12 protein-coding genes are annotated in these 18021 nt (G+C 45.1%); all 12 read left to right on the top strand.

The features are described 5' to 3' along the window. Window positions 1-96 precede the first annotated feature (96 nt). Window positions 97-3771 (top strand): dynamin family protein, encoded by a 3675-nt coding sequence (locus tag V6W81_RS18180; protein WP_338539994.1) that lies wholly within the window; start codon window positions 97-99, stop codon window positions 3769-3771. A 269-nt stretch (window positions 3772-4040) separates the two neighbouring features. Next, window positions 4041-5813: an ABC transporter ATP-binding protein gene (locus tag V6W81_RS18175; RefSeq protein ID WP_338539993.1), complete on the top strand. Its 1773-nt coding sequence runs from the start codon at window positions 4041-4043 to the stop codon at window positions 5811-5813. Next, complete coding sequence (locus tag V6W81_RS18170; protein ID WP_338539992.1) at window positions 5810-7660, top strand: ABC transporter ATP-binding protein; 1851 nt, start codon at window positions 5810-5812, stop codon at window positions 7658-7660. Before V6W81_RS18175 ends, V6W81_RS18170 begins: the two co-directional genes overlap by 4 nt. Window positions 7661-7937: 277 nt before the next feature. Then, window positions 7938-9581 carry a helix-turn-helix domain-containing protein gene (locus V6W81_RS18165; protein WP_338539991.1) on the top strand — a complete coding sequence of 548 codons (1644 nt, stop codon included), beginning with the start codon at window positions 7938-7940 and terminating at the stop codon, window positions 9579-9581. Window positions 9582-9713: 132 nt separating this feature from the next. After that, the gene (locus tag V6W81_RS18160; protein WP_338539990.1) at window positions 9714-10703 is read left to right on the top strand and encodes an ABC transporter substrate-binding protein; all 990 of its coding nucleotides are present in this window, start codon (window positions 9714-9716) and stop codon (window positions 10701-10703) included. Window positions 10704-10763: 60 nt separating this feature from the next. Then, window positions 10764-11786, top strand: coding sequence for an NAD(P)/FAD-dependent oxidoreductase (locus V6W81_RS18155; protein ID WP_338539989.1), 1023 nt, complete (start codon window positions 10764-10766; stop codon window positions 11784-11786). A gap of 342 nt (window positions 11787-12128) precedes the next feature. Continuing rightward, on the top strand, window positions 12129-13316 hold the full coding sequence (purT, locus tag V6W81_RS18150) for a formate-dependent phosphoribosylglycinamide formyltransferase (RefSeq protein WP_145047414.1): 1188 nt from the start codon (window positions 12129-12131) through the stop codon (window positions 13314-13316). Further along, window positions 13306-13764: a GNAT family N-acetyltransferase gene (locus V6W81_RS18145; protein WP_145047413.1), complete on the top strand. Its 459-nt coding sequence runs from the start codon at window positions 13306-13308 to the stop codon at window positions 13762-13764. The genes purT and V6W81_RS18145 overlap by 11 nt, the downstream gene beginning before the upstream one ends. A gap of 379 nt (window positions 13765-14143) precedes the next feature. Beyond that, window positions 14144-14890, top strand: coding sequence for a CAP domain-containing protein (locus V6W81_RS18140; protein ID WP_338539988.1), 747 nt, complete (start codon window positions 14144-14146; stop codon window positions 14888-14890). Between the two features lie 264 nt (window positions 14891-15154). Continuing rightward, the gene (locus V6W81_RS18135; protein WP_338539987.1) at window positions 15155-16024 is read left to right on the top strand and encodes a GDSL-type esterase/lipase family protein; all 870 of its coding nucleotides are present in this window, start codon (window positions 15155-15157) and stop codon (window positions 16022-16024) included. After that, complete coding sequence (locus tag V6W81_RS18130; protein WP_145047410.1) at window positions 16025-16990, top strand: ABC transporter ATP-binding protein; 966 nt, start codon at window positions 16025-16027, stop codon at window positions 16988-16990. Continuing rightward, window positions 16983-17972, top strand: a complete 990-nt coding sequence (locus tag V6W81_RS18125) for an ABC transporter permease (RefSeq protein WP_338539986.1) — start codon at window positions 16983-16985, stop codon at window positions 17970-17972. The genes V6W81_RS18130 and V6W81_RS18125 overlap by 8 nt, the downstream gene beginning before the upstream one ends. Window positions 17973-18021 lie beyond the last annotated feature (49 nt).

Raw genomic sequence — 18021 nt, 5'->3', positions numbered from 1 at the left:
TTTTATAATCCAAGCGGACTTTTTGAACAACTTCTATAAGAGAAAGGCATTATCACGAATGATGCCAAATTGAGGAGCCAGGGGGAAAGGCCAGTCATGACGAAAACAGATTATCCAGTAGAAATGGCTAAACCTCTGCTTCCACTGCGAGAGGCAATGGAGCAGACGAGAGACCATACGGCGGTACAGGCTATAACAGATCTGATCCGCAAGGCGGAAATGAAGCAATTGACCATCGCATTCTGCGGACACTTCTCAGCAGGTAAGTCTAGTCTGATTAATAGTTTGTGTGGTAAACGGGTACTGCCTTCAAGTCCTGTGCCTACAAGTGCTAACGTCGTATCAATCCGCAATGGTGCACCGCGAGCGATTATTCATACGACAGATCACGAAAGCGCTGACAATGCATCAGGCGTGGGTAGTACACTGGAGGTTTCCCCTGAGCAGTTAGAAGCGTATTGCAAAAATGGTGGTGCATATCGTTCGATTGAAGTGTGGGATGATATTCCCTTGCTGAAAAATGATGCAGTTCTGTTGGATACACCTGGTGTGGATTCAACAGATCGAGGTCATGGATTGGCGACTCATTCAGCACTTCATTTAGCTGACGTAGTGTTCTATGTGATGGATTATAATCATGTGCAATCAGAGAGCAACTTGTCATTTGCTAAAAGTTTGTCGGATTGGGGCAAACCGTTGTTCTTGATCGTGAATCAGATTGATAAGCATCGAGAAAATGAGCTTTCGTTTGATACGTATATCGAAGGTGTTGAAACGATCTTTAATGCTTGGGAAGTTCGATATGATGGGCTACTGTTCACATCACTTCGAGACAAGGATCACCGCTACAACCAGTGGAAGCAGATTCCTGAGCTTATTAAACATATGTTGGAACATAAAGAGGGTCTGATCCAGCATAGTTTGGTGAGTTCCGCCAGTCATGTGACAGAACAACATTTAGAGCGGCGAGCGGAAGAACGAGAAGAGGAAGAAGCGAGTTTACTTGAGGAAATCGGTGGGCCGGAAGGCTTGGAGAGATTGGAGCATGAGCTAGCGGCAATTCAGCAAGAAGAAGCTGAGCTTCGTTCCAAGCCCTCACGGGAACGAGAGAAGTTTCGGGCAGAACTTGAACCTCTTCTGGCCAATGCCAATCTCACACCAGCAGATATCCGTACATCGGCAGGTGCATTTCTGGAAAGTCGCAAACCTGGTTTCCGGGTGGGACTCCTATTCTCGGGCGGCAAAACGGAGCAGGAGAAACAACGCCGAGCGACAGAGCTTGCTGGATTGCTGCAAGACCAAGTTCAGGGACAAGTGGAGGTTCATATACGCACGATGCTTAGACAGCTAGGTGAATCTCATCAGCTCTGGGGATCTGAGTGGGAACAGGCGCTGAATGCAGAGCTTCCTGTCGTGGATGAGGCTTTGCTTGAGATGAAACGAAGTGCAAGTGCAGAGTTGTCTCCTGAGTATATACTTCAATATAGCAAAGATTTGCGAGGCGAGATTGAGGCTCGCTACCGCAAGTCGGCCATGATGCTGGTCGACCGCATGCTTGAAGCGCTGAGCGCGCAAGGCGAAGCCGCGCTTCAAGCGCTGGACGCCAGCCGCACAGCGTTGCTGGCGCAATCCGCTGCGGCGACGCGCTACACAGCGCTCCAGCGCGCCGCCGCAGCGGAGGCAGCAGGGCTGCGAAGCCTGCTGCCTCTTGCGGGCTCCCTCTCCTCCGGGCTATTGCCGGAGGTGCGGAGCCCGCAAGTGCCCGCGCACGAGCCGCCGAGCGAAGCTCCCGGCTCGCACACGGGCACTACGCCTGTGGCTGCGCAGCCACAGGCAACGCCGCCGCGCACAGCAGCAGCGGCGCAAGGGCACCCGGCGGCTGGCGCTGAGCGTCGCCGGCGCCTGGACGCAGCGGCGGCACGGCTGGAAGCCGCCGCTGCGGTGGTAGAGCCGTACCCCGCCATGGGGTCGGCGGTACGGGATCTGCGTGCACGCGCGGCTTCGCTTGCCGGCGGCACGTTTACACTCGCGCTGTTCGGTGCGTTCAGCGCGGGTAAGTCCTCCTTCGCCAACGCTTTGCTCGGCGAAGCGATCTTACCGGTCTCGCCGCACCCAACAACAGCGGCGATTAACCGCATTATGGCTCCGTCCGGTGGAGCGGAGCATGGCACTGCCCGAGTCCGGATGAAGACTCACAATGCCTTCCAAGAGGATCTGGCATATTCGTTCCGCTTACTTGGCTTAGGTGAACCAGGGGCGGATTGGCAGAAGCGCGTCAAATCTCTGTCGCCTCAAGATGTACATCCAGCGGGAAGACCTCATTATAGCTTTTTACAAGCGGCTGCGGCTGGTTGGGAGGATACTGCGGATCAATTAGGTCAAGATGTGTTAGTTGATCTGGCCGGTTATCGTAACTTTGTAGCGAATGAACGGAAGTCCTGCTTTGTTGATAGCATAGACCTCTACTATAGTTGTGCAGTTACGGAGCAAGGCATTGTCCTGGTAGATACGCCAGGGGCTGACTCGGTGAATGCCCGACATACCGGAGTAACGTTTAATTATATGAAGAATGCAGATGCGCTTATATTTGTAACGTATTATAATCATGCCTTCTCACAAGGAGATCGACAATTCCTGACTCAATTAGGACGGGTGAAGGACAGCTCAGCAATGGATCAGATGTTCTTTGTTGTGAATGCAAGTGATCTTTCTTCGTCAGAAGAGGAATTGGAACAAGTTCTGAATCATGTGAGCACCCAGCTTCGTACCAACGGAATTCGTTCCCCTCGATTATTCCCGGTGTCCAGCTTGCTTGCGATGGATGGTAAGAGCACCGGTAATGCTGAGTTGCTTCAGCAGTCGGGCTTTACGCGGTTTGAAGAAGAATTCAATCGCTTCGCTGGGAGAGAGCTTGCCGATCTCGCCGTTCACGGAGCAGCGGAAGAATTGACACGTGTGGTGCAGCGATTGAAGCAGAGAGCAGAAGATGCGGTACAAGGTGAAGAGGTGTTAGAGCAGCGTCGTCTGGAGCTGAATTCGATCATGGATCAATCCGTAGGCCGTATTCGTACCCTCTCTGAACGTTCCATGAAGGAGGAGCTGACACAAGAAACAGGGGAGTTGCTCTTTCATGTGAGACAGCGACTCGCATATCGACTCGGTACGTTTATGGCTGAGGCATTCCATCCGTCAGTACTACGAGAAGATCGCGGTCAATTGAAAAGCGCCTTTGCTGCATGTGGACGTGAACTGTTGCGTATGATTGCGGTTGAGCTTGAACAGGAGCTCCTGGCAACCACACTACGATTAGAACAGACGGGTCAGACATGGTTGCAGAAGCAGATCACGGATTGTATCGAGGAATTGAAGCGTTTATCTGGGGGAATGGATCTATCCTTATCCTTTAATGAGGAATGGACAACACCCGTTCTTGAGGAGATTCGATTAGAGGAGCCATCCGGCTGGAAAACCTATCAAAGTTATTTACGCAATCCCAAGCAGTTCTTCGAAGGAGGTGGGCGTCAGCGACTGCAAGAAGTGCTGGAGCCTGTCATCAAACAAATGGTTGCTGATGTGTTACCTCCTGCCCAGCATAAGCTTATTGAATTCTATGATGTGCAGCTTCGGCAGTCATTACAGTATCAAGCCAGACAGTTAGAGGAGAGACTTCAAGAAGCGGTAAACGCGCTGAATGAAACGTTGACAAGTGGCATACTCGCAGACGAATGGAATGCTCTTTCCCTGCAAGTACAGCAATTCGTACACGAATAAATCTACACGAAGTGTGTACCTATGAATTCATGTTCAAAAAGGCTCCCGACCAAGAGGTCAACAAGGGAGCCTTTTTTTTGTACGAACAACCTGAAATGAAGAGAATATTCAAACATTTGATTGATAGGTGGTTGTTTACCCCTGTTAATGCCGCATTAAGGAGAAAGTAGCCTGAATATGGTCTGTTATTCGCTTTGCCGCGAAGGGGGGACGGTGATAAACTTCATAAATGTTCATACTATTTTGAACTAGACAAGAGGAGGAGAAACATGGATGTTCTCAGGCAACTGCAAACCTTTTTTTGGGAAAAGCGATCGTATTTATTTGTATCAATCTTGTTCCTCGCCTTAGCGACTGCACTCGGGCTTGTGTATCCGAACCTGCTTAGGATTTTGATTGATGACGTAATTATACCGCGAAGTTTTGAAGACGTTCCCATACTTGCTTTAACTGTGTTAGGTGTTGTTATTTTGAAGGCAGGTATGCAATTTTTACACGGTTTCTTTGGAGGCCGACTGGGTAACTTTTTGGCATACCGGCTACGTAATGCTTGTTATGAAAAGCTTCAATTTTTATCCTTCCGTTATTATGACACGGCCAAAACGGGAGATCTGATGTCCCGCCTCACGGGAGATTTGGAAGCGATCCGGAACTTTATCGGATTTGGCTTCGCCCAGATTCTCAACATGGTATTGATGGTCGTATTCGGCGCAATTATGATGATGACGATGAGTTGGCAGCTTACCCTGTATACACTCATTTGTATTCCTCTACTTGCCTTCGTTGCGCTAAGATTCGAATCCCGAATTCACCCTGCGTTCCAAGAAATGCGACTCGCGCTGAGTTCACTCACGACAGCCGTACAGGAGAATATTACAGGTGTGCGTACGGTTAAGTCTTTTGCTCGTGAACCATATGAAGTGGAGAAGTTCTCTACACGCAATGAACGTTACAAAACGAATCAGATTCATGCGGCAACCCTATGGAGTCATTATTTTCCGATCATGGAGATCCTCGCTTCTGTAAGTGTGGTCTTGCTCTTGGTCATCGGTGGCAGAATGGTTATTCAGCAAACGCTAACACTTGGTGAACTCGTTGCCTTTTTCAGTTTGATCTGGTACATAATTGGACCAATGTGGAACCTAGGTTTCCATATCAACAACTATACTCAATCAAAAGCTTCGGGTGAACGCGTACTAGAACTGTTGAATACGCCAGTAGATGTACAAGAAACAGAAGATCCACTTATTATGGAGGCGGATCATGTTAATGGACATGTAACCTTCGAGTCCGTAACTTTTGCGTATGGCAACAAAATGCCAGCCGTGACAGATATTAATTTTGATGCACCTCCTGGAACGGTTATCGGTTTCCTCGGCGGAACAGGGTCAGGAAAATCGACGATTATTCAGCTCCTGATGAGAGCGTATAACGTTAACTCGGGAACGATTAAGCTAGATGGGAAGAATATTAAAGACATCGGTATTCGTAGTTTACGTAGCCAGATTGCTTCAGTGTTCCAGGAGACGTTCCTGTTCTCCTCAAGTATTCGCAACAATATTTCCTACGGATTGAAAAATGTCACAATGGATGAAATCATCCGGGCAGCGAAGCTGGCCAAAGCACATGATTTCATTATGGAATTCCCTGAAGGTTACGACACGGTTGTCGGAGAGCGAGGCATGGGTCTTTCAGGTGGTCAGAAACAGCGGATCGCCATCGCAAGAGCTTTATTGAAAAACCCGAAAATTCTAGTGCTTGATGATGCAACTAGTGCGGTAGATATGGAAACCGAGCATGAGATTCAATCCGGCTTCCAAGAGGTTATGCGCGGTAGAACGACATTTATTATTGCCCACCGGATATCTTCACTCCGACATGCGGATGAGATTCTGGTGCTCGATGAAGGACGTGTCGTGCAGCGCGGTAAACACCAAGACCTTATTGAAGTACCTGGACCATATCAGGATGTTTATAAGATTCAATATGCAGATTACATTGCCCGCGGTAAGCGGGAGGCTGGGGAGCAGGTGAATTCATGAGTGCCGATACGGTAGCAGATAGGCGCGAGGTCAAGGGAACCTCGAATCAGAAATTAAATGAACGATTCGTATATCAAGATGACGAGATTATAGAAAAACCGTTTAACTGGAAAGAGTTTGGTCGGTTGTTTGCATATATGAAACCTTATGCAAGACAGCTTTTGCCACTAGTCATCTTAATGATGATATTGGGAACAATTACCAAATTGTCTGTACCTTTCCTAATCAGTTTGGCGATTGACCGTGCGATAGCACCTCAGACGGGATTGCCTAGTATGACATTGCTTTATTTGATCGCTGGCTCGGTACTTGCGCTGTATTTAATTCAGTGGGGTGCGAATACGTATCGGATCAAATTGACCAATATTATTGGACAGCGAGTCATTTACGATCTTCGATCAGACCTGTTCAAGCATATCCAGAAATTGTCCTTTAACTTTTTTGACAAAAGACCAGCAGGCTCAGTGCTTGTACGTGTCACGAATGACATTAACTCCTTGCAGGACTTGTTCACAAATGGTGCAGTTAACGTCATGATTGACTGTGTGCAGTTGCTTGGTATCATCGTCATTTTGTTGCTGATCAACTGGAAGCTGGGGCTTGCTGTCATTATCACGGTTCCGATTATGTTTATTATCTCGACCAAACTGCGTGTGTTGATTCGCCGTGCATGGCAGGACGTGCGTATGAAGAACTCCCGTATTAACTCCCACTTGAATGAATCCATTCAAGGGATTCGAGTGACTCAAGCGTATACGCAGGAAAAAGAGAACATGAAATATTTTGACAACATGAACCTGTCCAGCAAGAAGTCTTGGGATAGAGCATCAGCGATGAACCAGGGATTCGGACCACTTATTGAGATTACGGGTGGTTTCGGTACATTAATTCTGTTCTGGTTTGGTGCATACCTGATTCAAGATAATCAGTTGACTGTCGGTTTGCTTGTAGCCTTTGCCAACTACGTCGGTAACTTCTGGGATCCGATCAACCGTCTAGGTCAAATGTACAATCAATTGCTGGTTGCGATGGCTTCTTCTGAACGGATCTTCGAATTCATGGATGAGAAGCCAAGTATTGCAGACAAACCAGGTGCGAAGCCACTCCCTTCAATTAAAGGCGATATCGTATTTGACAATGTTGTATTCGAGTATGAGAAAGGCAGACAGGCGCTGAAGGGAATCAGCTTTAAGGCAGACGCAGGTCAATCGATTGCACTGGTAGGTCACACAGGCTCTGGTAAGAGTACAATCATTAACCTAATCAGCCGTTTCTATGATATATCTGACGGGCGTTTAACGATTGATGGTCGGGATGTTCGGGATGTAACTGTAGAGAGCTTGCGCAGTCAGATCAGCATCGTGTTGCAGGATACATTTATCTTCTCAGGTACGATCCGTGATAATATTCGATTCGGGCGGTTGGATGCAACGAATGAAGAAGTGGAGGAAGCTGCAAAAGCAGTAAACGCTCATGAATTCATTATGAAGCTTCCAGGTGGATATGATACTGAGGTTGAAGAGCGCGGAAATGTCTTATCCATGGGTCAACGCCAACTATTATCCTTCGCTCGTGCATTGCTGGCAGATCCACGTATCTTGATTTTGGATGAAGCAACAGCAAGTATTGACACGGAAACTGAACTGAAAATCCAAGAGGCGTTGGAGGTTCTGTTGCAAGGTAGAACATCCTTTATGGTCGCTCACCGTCTCTCAACGATTCGGAATGCGGATAACATTATTGTACTGGATCATGGTGAAATTAAAGAAGAAGGAAACCATGAGCAGTTGATTAAACAGCAAGGTGTGTATAACGGGCTTATTGAGGCTCAGTACAAGTTTTTGTAGAGCAAACTTAAACATTTTCTAAGCGTTATAAGAATCTAAACTATAACACTCTGGTATTCTTTTAAACTTGATCTTCTCGGATAAGAGCAACCTATTCGTTGGAGGCAGGTATAAAGGTTACTGGAGTGTTTTTTCTAGTACTTCCCATATTGTCGATTCAATAGATCTATAAACGATGGTCTTCTTAAGAAGTGTATTATCTTAGATCATGCAAGGTTTCATATGTTATATTGAAACAGCTTAGGGAAATCTACATTTAGGGCTGGGGGGAACACTTTTGCACGATACCTATGTGAACATACCATCAGCTCGGTTTGATCCGCTGGATCATATGCATTTTAAACTCACTTATATAGATCATACGAATGAGAATACGAGCGAATGGTTTTTGAAAAAGCATTTTATTGAAACATATATGCTTATATTTGTGGTTAGTGGACAGGGCTGGTTAAGGATCGATGGGAATTTTGTGGAGCTGCATTCAGGTGGGCTGTATATCGGCTTTCCTGGGCAATTAGTAGAGGCGAATGTACATTCCTTAGATGAATACGGTGTGTATCATATGAGCTTTGATGTAATGTTTACACGAGAGCAAGATAGAGTGGTCGCTTTGGATCGAATGAAGCAGCTTCTCCGTTATGAGGTAAACGGTGAGCTCACATCCCTTTCACCCGTTGTTGTTGGTGAACTCTGTCAGATGATCTATCAGTTCATCTTGGACAAAGACGGCTTGCAACGGTATTATGGTCAGATTCGTTTTCAGGAGCTAATGTACACGATATTTTCTGATGGCGTTCTTGCAGCAGAGAATGAACAGGCATTACCTGTTGAACAGGTGAAGGTCTACTTGGAGCAGAACTATACGAATAAATTAAGCATTCAAGAGTTGGCAGCTGTTGCGCGAATGAGTTCAAGGCACTTTATGCGTGTTTTCAAGAAGAGATATGGTTGTAGTGCAATGGACTATTTGACCTCTTACCGAATCAAGCAAGCTCAGATGTTGATGCGGAACGATCACAATTATCGACTCAAGGATGTTGCATCATATGTAGGTTATCAGGATGAATCGTATTTCCGCCGCAAATTCAAACAAATCTCGGGTATTCCACCAGCGGCATTCCTACGAAATAGCAAACAAAAAATTGCTGCCGTTCATCCGTTCAGTATCGGGATCCTGCTTGCACTGCAGATCATCCCATGTGCTGCTCCAGCAAGTCATCCATGGACGTATTATTATCGGCGAAAATATCAGACGGACAAGGTGATCCCGCTCGCATTAGGGGAGAACACTTGGGTAGAACAGCTTCAATCACTTCAACCAGATTATATTGTGACAGTATCCACAGATCTGTCCGAGTCTTTACAAAGTCAGCTTCAGTCCGTTGCTCCCGTTTGTACCGTCCCTTGGGAAAACAATGACTGGAAAGAGCATTTGAGAGTGGTTGCTCGATTTTTGGATAGATCGGATATCGCCGAGGTGTGGCTTAAGAGGTATGAAGAGCGTGCAGCTCAAGTGAAGGAAGAGCTTGCAGTGACCATTCGCGAGGACGAATTGCTTGTGCTCAAAGTGTACGGCGAGCATTTGCAGGTGCTTAGTTCTGCTAGCATTGCTTCTGTCTTCTATGAAGATATGGAAATGAATGCTCCTGCAGGTGCAGAGACTCTATGGAACAAGGATTCTGTCACCCTACAGGAAGTATCCACGCTCCATTTTGGAAGATTATTGTTGATCATAGGTGAAGATGAGACTTCTAAACAGACTTGGACATGCCTGCGAGCTTCGGACGAGTGGAATAATATTGCTGCGGTACGAAACGGTAAGATGGACGTATTAATGTCTAGCGTTCTGCTGGATTATACTGCGTTCACCCATGAACTTATGCTGCATGAACTATTAAAGCTGTGGCACGATCGTCCATAGTAAAAAGTCTGAATCGTCAATATCATGCTAGACTGAATTTGATTATACTACTCCTATATCACAATGATAATGATAATTATTATTAATTAGACATTGTCATTACTTATTGACATATAGGGGGTACATACAGAAATGAGATTTAAATGGCTAGCATTAGTAAGCATGATATTGATTCTGCTCGTGATTACCGCGTGTGGTGCGAAGGGGCAGGAAGTAAGCTCGGGCTCCGGACAGGATCGTGTGGAGAGTGGAGCAACGTCACAAGAAAGTAACGTAAAAACAGTGAATAGTGAGATGGGCGAAATTGAAATTCCAGAAACACCACAAAGGGTTGTTGGTCTATCCGTAGTATATCCTGAATTTTTGTATGCCCTTGGTATTGTGCCTATTGCTGTACAAAATTATCATGACGATTTTCCTTCTTATCTGTCAGAGCCTTTCTCGAATACGATGAAAATGGGCATCGGCAAGACACCGAATTTTGAAGCCATTATGGAGGCGAACCCAGATTTGATTATTGCTCCAGCCTGGTGGTCGCAGAAAGACTACGACCAGTTGACGCTAATTGCACCAACTGTGTTGTTGCAAGGTCGTGATGATTGGCGTGATGAGCTGCGTGATATCGCCAAAATTGTAAACAAGGAAGAGCAGGCCGAGCAGGTCATACAAGATTTAGTGGAGAAGGAGAAGATGGCTGCTGACACTTTGAACAAACGGATTGGTGATGAAACGGTGCTGTACATTCGGGTAATGGAAAAGGAAATTGTAATGCATGGAGAGAACATCGACCGAGGCAACTTTGTTCACAAACGACTCGGAATGAAGCCCGTTCCTAATTTCCCGCAGTCCGAAAAGGCAATGTCCGTATCCCTAGAAGTGCTGCCTGAGTACGATGCAGATCATCTAATCGTTCAGCTTGATGACGAGACTAATCCGGAAATTAAAAAGAAATTCGAACAGATGTTATCGACATCATTGTGGAAAAATCTAAAAGCCGTCAAGGAAGATCATGTGTACATGGTAGGTGGCAAGGAATGGTTCAATCTGGGTATGGCTCCGCTTGCAGATAGCTATGTTATTGATGATATCGTTGCTGCTTTTGAGGAAAAAAATGAATTGTAGATAAAGAACTCTGTTACCAAGTCTCGCATTTCATAACTAATTAATCAGGATGTGTCCACAATGCATGAAGAAGATATTTATGATGTAACCATCATTGGAGGCGGCCCTGCCGGGATGTACGCGGCCTTTTATGCGGGCATGCGAGAGATGAAGGTCAAAATTATTGAAGGTAAAGATCAACTTGGCGGTTTTCTGCACACCTATGCTGAGAAGACGATCTGGGATGTAGGCGGGTTGCCACCTATGAAATGCTCAAAGTTGATTGAGTGGCTTGTACAGCAGGCGAACACATTTAACCCAACGGTTGTATTTAATTGTCAGATGGAACGCTTCTCTCGTATGGAAAACGGAGTATTGGCGATCTATACCACTGAGGGTGAGATCCATTATACTCGAACGATGATCATCGCAGTAGGTCGTGGCGTCGCTGAAATTCAGAGGCTGGAACTACAGGAATCGAAAGATAATGAGCCTATAAACCTTCACTATACGGTGCAAAACCCAGAATACTTTGCAGGGAAGCATGTGCTTGTGTCAGGTGGTGGCAACAGTGCTGTAGACTGGGCTATTGAACTTGCAAAAGTTGCTCAACGTGTCGTTGTCATCCATCGTCAATCTGAATTCCGCGCAATGGAACGGAATGTCAGCGATATGCATGAGATAGCGGATGTGAGAACTCCCTATCAGATTACACAGCTTCATACCAATGGTGATCGCATCAACCAGGTAGAGATTACGCAGACGGTGAATCGAGATCATATCGTATTGGATGTGGATGAAGTTGTAATTAGCCATGGGTATACAAGCAATCTTAGTGATCTTGCCAGTTGTGGACTAACGATGAGTGACGGAATGGTTATGATGAATCAACACACTGAAACCAATCTACCGGGTATATTTGCAGCAGGGGACTGTGCCACTAATGAGAGCAAAGTCCGGCTCATAGCTGGAGCTTTTAACGATGCAATTGTTGCCGTGAATCGTGCCAAACAATACTTGAATCCAGAGGCGGCTAAGATGGCGTATGTTTCCTCCCATAACGAGCTCTTCCGTGATAAAAATCGAAATATATCCCGTTCATAAGTGGGCAAAGAAATGGTTTGTCGTAGACATGTAGGAGAAGATTTACGTTTTCTCATCGCTCGTCAATCGCTTTCTCCTCTCCCATGAAAGGTGACCAAGATCTCCGAGATGTTAGGCCTCTTACATGACAAGCTTTAACATTATATTTATATCCTTATTTCTGGGAAGATTGGAAAGAGTGCCAAAACGCTAAGCAATAATTGTAAAATTTGATCGAAAAAACAGAAAAAATCTTGTAAAATTCACAAGAAAAATAGGGAGTACTCTTGCAATCTTTAACCAAAACCCCGAAAATAGAGAGACAGATATAGAAGATTTCTCTTTGGGAGGATTGGAAAGAACATGTGGGGTGCTCCTTTTTCGGCTCAAGCCAAAAAAATGCTGCTATTAGGCAGCGGAGAATTGGGAAAAGAGGTCGTTATTGAGGCCACGCGACTGGGAGTCGAAACGATCGCTGTTGATCGTTACGATAATGCACCTGCAATGCAGGTTGCTCACCGGTCTTACTGCATCGACATGTTAGATGCCGAGGCTCTGAAACAATTGATTCGTAAGGAACAACCGCATTTTATTGTACCGGAGATCGAAGCTATTGCTACAGAAGCTCTTCTTGAGCTGGAGGAAGAGGGATTTTGTGTCGTACCTACGGCTCGTGCTGCTCGTTTAACGATGGATCGCGAAGGTATTCGTCGTCTGGCAGCCGAACAATTGAAACTTCCAACGGCAGCTTATCTATTTGCGGACAATTTGGAGCAACTTCAAGAAGCTGTTCGTGAATTGGGTACACCTTGTGTAATCAAACCACTGATGAGTTCTTCGGGCAAGGGGCAGAGTGTATGCCGTACGCCGAATGACGTGGAGGATTGCTGGAACATCGCTCTTTCGGGAGCTAGAGGCAAATCCGTACGTGTTATCGTGGAGAGCTTTGTGAAATTTGAGAGTGAAATTACGCTGTTAACTGTAAGATCTGTATCAGGGACTGTATTTTGTCCTCCGATCGGTCATATTCAGAAGGATGGGGATTATGTCGAATCTTGGCAACCTCATGCGATGACGCCAGAGCAATGGGAGCAAGCTTGTCATATTGCGAAGTCTGTTACCGATGAGCTTGGTGGATATGGACTGTTCGGGGTTGAATTGTTTCTGACGACGGATGGTGTAGTGTTTAGTGAGGTATCTCCTCGTCCACATGATACAGGCATGGTTACAATGATTACTCAGGATTGTTCTGAGTTTGCATTACATGTCCGTGCTATCCTTGGTTTTCCGGTAACGGGTGTACATTTGCTCACACCGGGAGCTTCAGCTACGCTGAAAGCTACTGATGAAACATCTGACTTTACTATAGGCGGTATCGAAGAAGCATTGGCACTTCCGCGTACTCAGGTTCGTATTTTTGGTAAGCCTGAGACCAAGGTTGGACGCCGAATGGCTGTAGCGTTAAGTGCAGACTTAAATGTGGAAGAAGCTCGAAAAACAGCGGTTCAAGCCGCAAATATGCTGAAAGTGGAGGTAAATCATGTCCAATAATGCCCAGGCCCCTGTACTGATGATCCGAGAGTGTGAACTGCGAGATGCAGAAGCGGTAACGGGACTGATGCGAGAGGTCAGCTATCCGACAACAACAAATGTTATGAAAGAGCGTATCGAAGGGTTGGAGAACAATCCGAATGCTTGCATGCTTGTTGCCGAAGTGGATGAACAAATTATTGGTGTGATCGGCTTGCAATGTGTGCAAAGTCATGCCTATCCAGAACCAGCAGCACAGATTACTTCTTTAATTGTGGGAGAAGAACATCGTGGAGGCGGAATTGGTCGTCGCTTGATGGCTCGTGCAGAGGCTTGGGGCAAACAGCAAGGCGGCAAACAGCTGTTTGTTACCGGAGGTAATCGCGAAGCAACTTCACCAACGTATTCATTTTACGAGCACATTGGCTTCCATAAAAAAGGATATCGTTTCAGTAAAGTCCTTCTATAGAAAGAAAGGTCTTGTCGTTCAGAGGAATCCTATTGGAATTCGTCTGTTGCTAAACAAGACAAAATCGTGGCATTCGGACAAGTTTATTCGGTCTGGATGCCATTTCTTTTTTTGATGCTTATGTGCGTGAATAATAGATTATGTACTTTTCAACTTGTTTATAGCATTAATCATTTATTTTATATACATCGTGGTAAAATCGTTTTTTGCTGTCAGCATAGTAATTTAAACCGTAGATTCATCATTGAAACAGTTATAAAAATGACAAAAAAGTTACTTTTCCATATTTTAAAGGTTCACAACACTCCTCTTAATTGATATACTGCTAGAGTATTCATTACAAAGTTGTCATAATTTAATTTTTGAGGAGATGAATTATTTGAAGAAGAATTTGATCAAAACTGTCGTCGCTGGAAGTTTGACAGCTGTATTGGCTGTAGGGGTTATGCTCCCTGCCTCCGCATCTGCTGCTAACCCATCCACATATAAGCAAACATACAAAATTACAGATGCAGGTAGCCTCCAGACCTTCTTGGAGAAATGGTTGAAAGACAATGGATTCACTGTAACGAATGGTCAAGTGGTTAAACAGCCTGTAGCTGAGCCAACTACACCTACTGCTCCTGCTAAACCAGCACAACCAGCACAACCAGTTAAAGAAGACAAGCCTGCGACTACGCCAGCTAAAGATCCTTCGAATACAGGAAACACAGGTAATACAGGTAATACAAACAACACGAACACTGACAGCACTAAGTCTGACTTTGCTTCTCAAGTTGTCAAATTGGTGAATGCTGAACGTGCCAAAGCAGGTCTAAACGCACTGACTTCTGATGCACTTCTGGACAAAGTTGCTTTGGCAAAAGCGAAAGATATGAGTGACAATAACTACTTTGCTCACCAATCACCAACGTACGGTTCTCCGTTTGACATGATGAAACAGTTTGGCGTAACTTACAGCTATGCTGGTGAGAATATTGCTCAAGGTCAAAAAACACCGCAGGAAGTTGTTACAGCATGGATGAACAGTGAGGGTCACCGCGCAAACATTCTAAACAAAAACTTCACGCAGATCGGTGTTGGCTATTACAACGGATACTGGGCGCAAGAGTTCGTTGGTAAATAAGATATCGTTATATGTGTATTGAAGATCGAGATATGCTAAAATAAAGCTTCCAAAAAGGTTATACCAACACAGAAAAACATCTGTGGAGGGTATAACCTTTTTGCCGTAAAATGACATAATGAAAATGCATTTTACAGTTACCATGACAAAGTTTGCAAATTAACCACAGAACATTTATGTTAATTATGAAAACATCATCTTTAGTGTAAAGTCATTTATAAATTTATATACACCGTAGCGGTGTAAAGAGTGGAGATGTGATGGATGAAAAAACAGAAAAAAGTTCTGGATTCAGCACCATGGATCTGGAGAATTGTAGGTACATTATCAATACTAGCAACCTTGTTGCTGATATTCGGATTTGGGTACGCGATAAAAGATGTTATTTATCCGGAAGGAGACACCTCGCTGAATTCAGGCGATAAAGCAGCTGCATCAAGTGATAATCAGGATGAACCAGCTGTTGTAGAGGATGGCAAGATTCGTATGGCTGTTATTGGTGATTCCCTAGCAAGAGGTACGGGAGATGATCAGGGTTTAGGCTTTGTACGACGGGCGGGAAACATCCTGAAAGATGAGGGCTACGATGTACAGGTTCTGAATAACCTTGGTGTTAATGGACTGAGAACAGATGCGTTATTGACGAAACTCGATGAGCAAGGCGTACGTTATGTGCTGAAGCAGTCCAATTTTATTCTCATTTCAATTGGGGCGAATGACCTGTTTCAGGGAGGGCAAGTTCTGCAAGGGGAAAATCCACCAACAGCAGAATCGTTGTCAGCCGCTTTACCGGAAACGTCTAAACGTCTTCAAGAAATATTGAAGAAAGTAAAAGAGATTAATCCGACTGCTCAGATTGCATACCTTGGTCTCTATAATCCGTTTGGTGATGTGAAGGAACTGGAGGAGCCTGGTAATGCAGTTGTTTCGGCATGGAACGATGCCGCTTCCGCTATTCTGGACAATGAAGACAACATGACGCTCGTTCCTACATTTGATCTATTTGAGAATCATCTGGGCGAATATTTATCATCCGATCATTTCCACCCCAATGGACAAGGCTATGAACAAATTGCAGTTCGGATTGCACAGGAATATCAAGCAGAGACACCGGCAGAGGGGAGCGCGAAATAAATGGCAGAGCAGCAATACGATTCAGTATTATCCGTACAACATCTGAAGAAAAAGATTGGACGTAAGTGGATTATTAAGGACGTTACGTTTGACGTTAAACCAGGTGAGATTTTTGGATTTCTGGGACCCAATGGAGCCGGCAAAACAACGACAATTCGTATGCTTGTGGATCTGATCAAACCAACCGAAGGCAACATTAAAGTCTGTGGTTATGACGTGAACCGAGATCCAGAGAGAGCACTGAAGTACGTTGGCTCCATCGTTGAGAATCCGGAGGTATATACATATTTGACCGGGTGGGAGAACCTGGAGCATTTCGCTCGTATGCAACCTGGCGTGGATTATGAGCGTATTCAGGAAGTTGTTGATATTGTCCGTCTCGATCAGCGTATTCACGACAAAGTTAGAACGTATTCTCTAGGGATGCGTCAGCGCCTCGGAATTGCTCAAGCACTGCTTGGACGTCCGCGACTGCTCATTTTGGATGAACCGACAAATGGACTTGACCCTAAGGGGATCAAGGAATTACGTATCTTCATCAAGCAGCTTGCTAGTGAAGGGATGGCTGTCTTTGTCAGCAGTCACTTGTTAAGTGAAATACAGCTTCTCTGTGACCGTGTAGCCATAATAAGTGCTGGACGTGTACTGACGGTTGGGGGCGTTCATGAATTGATTGAAGACCATTCGAAGTTAGCGATATGGCATCTTACACCCCTGGAACAAGGCAAACAAATGCTGTTGAATGCAGGGATTACGTTGGTCGATCGACCTGGCGATGTGATGGATGACACTCTTGTTGCAGGGCTTGGTTCCAACGCTGTTGTTGCCGAAATGCCTGAAGAGCAGATCCCTGATCTGGTGCAGCAAATGGTTCAAGCTGGGATTCAAGTGGAAGGTGTGCAGCGTATCCAGCCAACACTGGAACAACTATTCTTAAAAATGACAGAAGGTGAATCCATTGAGTAATATTATGCCGTTAATTCGCAACGAAACGATTAAAATGGTGAAGAAAAAACGCCTTTATATTATTTTTATCGTTCTGGCCGTTTTGGTGCCGATGTTTACGTATGCACAGATGAAATCTTCGCAAAATAATCAAGACAAGTTTAACGGCGATTGGCGACTTGAGCTGCAACAGGCAATTACCGATAATCAGAACTCGCTTGGCAGTGATCGGGTTCCTGAGGAATTTAAGAAATATAGAACGGTATATATCCAGCAGATGCAATATTATCTGGAAAATGACATCAATCCGAAAGAACCGGGTGGTGTTACCTTTACGAGAGAGTTCATGAATAATGCAGTTGGTTTATTTATTCCTCTGTTAATTATGGCGATTGCTTCGGATCTTGTGTCAGGAGAACGCACAACAGGAACCATTAAAATGCTCTTAACTCGTCCGGTTAGGCGATGGAAAGTGCTTCTAAGCAAACTGATCACACTGATCATGTTTGTTTCGATTATCGTCGTATCGGCTTATGTGATCTGCTATGCCATATCGGGCGCTGTTTTTGGATATAAAGGATTTACGATGCCGGTCTTCACAGGCTTCAAGATTGTGGGGACAGAAGTGGACATGTCGACTGTGCATGCTGTAGATCAATGGCAGTATATGCTCATGCAGGCAGGATTAATTTGGTTTGTTAGTGTGATCGTAGCCATGCTGGCCTTTATGGTATCGGTTCTTGTGCGAAGTACGGCTGCAAGTATTGTCATTATGATGGCTGCTCTGATTGCAGGAACAATCCTTACGAACATGGCGGCTTCATGGGAGACAGCCAAATATCTCTTCATGGTAAACCTTGAACTTCCTAATTATTTGTCAGGTGGATTACCGCCAATTGAAGGAATGAATTTGTCATTTTCCCTTATTGTGCTTAGTGTTTGGGGCGTTGCTTCACTGATTGTGTCATTCCTTGTCTTTACGAAACGGGATATCTTGAATTAAAATGGACAAGGATAAGAAAACATCTGTTTGCATTTTAGCATTTTTTTTA

It is taken from the genome of Paenibacillus tundrae, assembly GCF_036884255.1.
GTDB lineage: Bacteria > Bacillota > Bacilli > Paenibacillales > Paenibacillaceae > Paenibacillus.
The sequence above is the reverse complement of the archived record's forward strand: the minus strand, read 5'-3'. Positions and strand labels throughout refer to the sequence as shown.